Source organism: Succinimonas sp., from assembly GCF_045225735.1.
Lineage (GTDB): Bacteria > Pseudomonadota > Gammaproteobacteria > Enterobacterales > Succinivibrionaceae > Succinimonas.
In genome coordinates this window covers 1-4,699 of the sequence record NZ_JBGVBR010000198.1, presented here as the reverse complement: position 1 = coordinate 4,699, position 4,699 = coordinate 1, and the positions used below count along the sequence as shown (strand labels likewise).

The following is a 4,699-nucleotide window of genomic DNA, read 5'->3' as shown; positions in this document are numbered from 1 at the left end:
CGGTGAGACGGAGTCCCTCTGGGGCCAGAGCTTCCAGCTCGGCATCGGAAAGGGCGCTGAAGGCTTCTGTTCCGGCGGTGCTGTCATCACCGATGCGGGATGCGTTATCTGTCATAGTTTTCTCCTGGGATTCCGTGATTCCTTAGGGCCGCCGCAGCCGCTTCATAAGCGGGGTCTGAATATGTTTCCGTCAGGGGCACATTATCATGGGAAAGCAGGTTTCTGACAAGATGCTGCTCTCTTGATGGCGGCCGCTAAGCTGCGAAGCAGTCCGGAGATTAAGGGGGCAGGAAAAATGCTCTCCGGGCTTCGGAGGATTTCATTTGTCATGGCATCAGAGTCCGGTTATAGTTGCGGCGGCAGATTCCCAAAATGCAATCAGGGACAGCAGCAGAGACGGAGCAGTTTAATGGATATTGCTTTTTTCATATCGGATCATGGTTACGGACATCTCACGAGAAATCTGGAGATCGCAAGGGAGCTTCTTAACCGCGGGCATCGGGTTTCCGTCATTACCGGGAAACAGCACGGCGCGGTGGCGGCGGCGTACCTTGAGGGCCGGGCTGCTATCATGGCATGTCACACCGATGCCGGCCTTATCCTTAAGCCGGGCACCCTGGAGGTTGATGCGGCTGCCACCGAAAGGGCGGTACGCAGTCATCTGGCGGAATGGGACAGTTTGATTGCCGGAAGCCCGGATGCGGATCTTTATGCGGTTGACATTGCGCCCTGGGCTCTTCTGGCCGCAAAAAGGAAGGGCATTCCCTCCTGCATTCTTACCAATTTCACCTGGATAGAACAATATGAAGCCTTTCTGCCGGAGGAGCTTCTGGAGGAATACCGGAAGGCCTTCCGCTCCCGGGATTATGCTTTTTACTATGATCTGGCCTCGGAGCCCTGCAGGATGGTTCTGGGAGAAGGTTCGGACATCGGCTTTGCCGCCCGGGCCATTAACCGGGCCAGGGTAAAGGAAATAAGATCCCGCCATTCCCGCCCTCTGGTTTTTATCTCAGTCGGCATGAGCAATGACGGTATTCAGGAAGCCATTGACGTCGGGGATCTCCCCTATGACTTTGTAACCACGTTTTCAGTAAATCTCCGGGGAAATAACGTGACAGCTCTGCCCTCTGACGTTCCCAATACCCAGGATTATGTGGCGGCGGCGGATTACTGCATTGCCAAGGCCGGCTGGTCCACGGTTTCTGAAATTATGCTGGCCGGCGTCCCCTTTGCCGCTCTTAACCGCCCGGATGTGGCAGAGGATACCTTGACCATTCGGGAGATTGAGAGAAGAGGCTGCGGCACCGGCATTGATGTTCGGGATCTCCGTAATATGGGCGGGGTTATGGAGCGTCTCCGCCGCCTCAAAAGATATGAACCTTATCCCAACAGCAGTCACGCCATTGCCGCCATGCTGGAGAGTCTGGGGCAAAAGAAGCGATGGTGACAGAAAACGCGGCGCAGAGCCAGATGTCGTTGCATCAGGGCAAAGAACAAGCGCCGGTTCCGGACAATCTAAATTATTGCGTTCTCTGACTTTTCAGCGGAATGCTGCAACGGCTGAATTCATGGGCGCTTTAATCATTCATTTTCAGATAATCTCATCACGCTGCCATATTGTTGTCATTTCACAGTCTTCTCACTCTTGTTATTTTGCTGATAACGATCAAAAATATAGACAAACAGAGATGTTTTGCATGTATTTTTAAGCATTATCATGAATACGAGATGATGTATGGGATGCCGTGCCGTTATTGCGCTGCCTGAGATGCATAAACTGATACTTAGTATATGAGAAGATCAGCGTACTTCCGGAAAACTTAACTTTTTTTGTCCCCAGACCAGACAATGCAAGGCTTTGAGGCATAAATACAAAGTCTTTTGATCGTTTACCTTCAGAAGCTGCTCTCATTTCACTGCTATCTCAAGGGCAACGATCAAAAATATGAACAAACAGAAAAGTTTTGTATGTAATTTCAAGCATAATCATGGATAAGAGGTGATTTTTGAAGCGTGAATTGGTGTCTCAGCCGTTCATCTTCAGAGCATCTGATCTTGCTGATAACGATCAAAAATATTGACAAATAGACATGTTTTGTATGTAATTTTAAGCATTATCTTGGATGCGAGGTGAAGTATGGGACGCCGGGCCGTTATTGTTCTGCCGAAAATGCAGAAACTGTTAAGTCAAATGGGAGAGCAAATCCGCCTTGCCAGACTGCGCCGCCATCTTCCGGCGGAACTGGTGGCAGAGAGGGCGGGAGTGTCCAGACAAACGGTTACTGCCATTGAAAAAGGCAGCGCTTCCGTTGCCATGGGAGCTTATGCCGCCCTGCTGCATGCTCTGGGAGGGCTGGAACAGGATCTTCTTCTCATTGCGAAGGATGATGAACTGGGACGCGAACTCCAGGATTTGGATTTGCCGCAAAGGAAGCGAGCACCTCGTCAAAGAAAAAGGGATGATAACTGATGACACTAAAAACAATATACACCTACGAGTGCTGGTCATCTGATCAGCCTTCTTTGATGGGCTGTCTTTTTGCTGACACCCGACGAGGAAAGGAAAGCTGTTCTTTTGAGTACGACACCAGCTGGCTTAAGACCCATATTGGTCAATACTTTCTGGATCCGGATCTCGGGCTTTACCGAGGGCGGCAATATGTGCCAAATGGCAAATCGCTGTTCGGAATTTTCGAGGATTCCTGCCCTGATCGCTGGGGCCGGATGCTGATGCAGCGCCGGGAGGCAATTCTGGCAGCCCATGAAGATCGAAAGCCAAATAAATTGTCAGAAATTGATTATTTATTGGGTGTACATGATGAAGGCAGGATGGGGGCCTTGCGTTTTTCGCTTCAGGAGGGCGGCCCGTTTTTGTCTTGCGACAGTGACATGGCAGCGCCGCCGTGGGTTGCCTTGCGAGAACTTGAGGCCGCTTCTCTTGCTTTTGAACAGGATGAAGACTCCTTAAGCGACAAATGGCTCCGGCTGCTTATAGCCCCGGGATCATCATTGGGCGGAGCCCGTCCCAAGGCGACAGTCCGCGCTCCAGACGGGACTCTGTGGATTGCCAAGTTTCCTTCCAGACATGATGAGCATAATACCGGAGCCTGGGAACAGGCAGTTCATGAGATGGCAAAGATATGCGGGCTCAACGTGCCGGAATCCAAGCTGACCTGTTTTTCCGCTGCGGGGGCAACCTATTTGGTGAAACGTTTTGACCGAGAGGGCAGGCGAAGGATTCATTTTTCATCTGCCATGTTTTTGCTGGGCCAGACGGACGGAGCATCCGGGAGCAGCTACCTTGATATCGCGGATTTCATCACCATGGCCGGAGCCTCTCCCCGGGAAGATCTGGCGGAACTCTGGCAAAGGATCGTATTCAGCATGGCGGTTTCCAACACCGACGATCATCTCCGTAACCACGGTTTTCTTCTGACGGAAAATGGCTGGCGGCTCTCGCCAATGTATGATGTCAATCCGATTCCCTACGGTAAATTGCTGTCCCTTAATGTTGCTCCGGAGGATCCCCGAATTGACTTGGATCTGGCTCTTGATGTGGCTTCTTCCTTCGGACTGACTCCGGAAGATGCCGAGATCCGGGCTAAAAAAATCCTCACGACTGTCAGGAAGCAATGGCGAAACAGCGCTGCCGCCTGCGGCCTTAATCGGGAGGAGCAGAATAAAATGGCACCGGCTTTTGCCCTCTGCGAGAAGCAGTGATGAACCGGTTAAGCCCCGCATATCAGGGGTAGCGGTCATCCGTTTCAAATACCGAAAGGCACGGCTGACCTTCCTGGCGGATTCTTGTGGTGCGATGCGCCCATTTTTCAGCCTGAAGTTTGTCAGTCGTGGTATAAAATCCCGCCCCGAAATCCAAAGAACTTCTGGATAAGTGAAGTTCGGGCTTTTTTACCGCCGTATTGCTGCCACGGAATAAAATCATGAAGGAAAGCACTCCCCAAAAGCTTCAAAATCTGCCAGGAAAACAGTCGCATTCTAAACCTGAGAATGGTTTTCGGGAAATAGCTTTCGGTAAAGGGAAATCGTCAATTATTCTGGAATCGTCTGTCGTAATGCAAAAACGTCTCATGAAATCATCATTCCGGACGCAGCCAGCTCTGAACTGGCTGCAATCAGGGATGAGGGGAGAAGTTTTGGCAGACAGGCCAGAAAAACGGATCTGAAGCGCTCCCCAGTGCCAGATGGGATTTTTCCCTGAATGCAGGACAGATCCTGATTAACTTGGTATCATACGCGGCAGGGTCATAAGGGGGCAAGCATCCTTTTCCCCGCTCCCGAAGAACTGCGAAAGGTTTATGAGAATGAGATATTTTGCGATGCTGCTTGCGGCAGGAGTTTTTGGTCTGGCAGGAAACGCCGGAGCTTTTATTCTGGCTAACAGCACTGATTATGACATCACCGGGATCTATACGGCTGCTCCGGACAGCGCTGACTGGGGAAATAACCTGATAAAGGGAAAGCACTTAGGTCCTAAACAGTCCTGCACCCTCAGCGCGGATGCAGTTTCCGACAAATTTGATCTTCTTATCGTATCCCGGGACGGCAAAAAGCAGGAGTATCATGAGTATCCGAAAGGAGTGAAGCAGATCACCCTGAAGGCCGGCGGCGAAAGCTTCTTTATAGCAAAGTAGGCGGCAAAGCAGGCAGTCTGGAGTTTTTTTGTTCCATTCTGGGGCAT

Annotated in this window: 6 protein-coding genes; 5 read left to right on the top strand and 1 reads right to left on the bottom strand. The window is 51.1% G+C overall.

Translation table 11 applies throughout. The annotated features are described in order from the left end of the window. The first annotated feature begins 409 nt into the window (after positions 1-409). The 3 genes from ACJROR_RS06930 to ACJROR_RS06920 all read left to right on the top strand — a co-directional run bounded on the left by ACJROR_RS06930 (position 410) and on the right by ACJROR_RS06920 (position 3,720). A complete protein-coding gene (locus tag ACJROR_RS06930) occupies positions 410-1,447 on the top strand; it encodes a glycosyltransferase (protein WP_406546482.1) in 1,038 nt (345 codons plus the stop codon). A 744-nt stretch (positions 1,448-2,191) separates the two neighbouring features. Continuing rightward, entirely contained in the window at positions 2,192-2,470 is a 279-nt protein-coding gene (locus ACJROR_RS06925; RefSeq protein WP_406039674.1) for a helix-turn-helix transcriptional regulator, read from the top strand. After that, positions 2,470-3,720, top strand: coding sequence for a type II toxin-antitoxin system HipA family toxin (locus ACJROR_RS06920; RefSeq protein ID WP_406546481.1), 1,251 nt, complete (start codon positions 2,470-2,472; stop codon positions 3,718-3,720). The genes ACJROR_RS06925 and ACJROR_RS06920 overlap by 1 nt, the downstream gene beginning before the upstream one ends. 22 nt (positions 3,721-3,742) lie before the next feature. Here the strand turns inward: ACJROR_RS06920 and ACJROR_RS06915 are convergent, their stop codons facing one another. Then, positions 3,743-3,943 (bottom strand): DUF3990 domain-containing protein, encoded by a 201-nt coding sequence (locus tag ACJROR_RS06915; protein ID WP_406546480.1) that lies wholly within the window; start codon positions 3,941-3,943, stop codon positions 3,743-3,745. Here ACJROR_RS06915 and ACJROR_RS06910 point away from each other — a divergent pair. Further along, entirely contained in the window at positions 3,942-4,184 is a 243-nt protein-coding gene (locus tag ACJROR_RS06910) for a hypothetical protein (protein WP_406546479.1), read from the top strand. The two genes, ACJROR_RS06915 and ACJROR_RS06910, sit on opposite strands and share 2 nt — an antisense overlap. Positions 4,185-4,322: 138 nt before the next feature. Continuing rightward, positions 4,323-4,652: a hypothetical protein gene (locus ACJROR_RS06905; RefSeq protein ID WP_406546478.1), complete on the top strand. Its 330-nt coding sequence runs from the start codon at positions 4,323-4,325 to the stop codon at positions 4,650-4,652. The last annotated feature ends 47 nt before the right edge of the window (positions 4,653-4,699 follow it).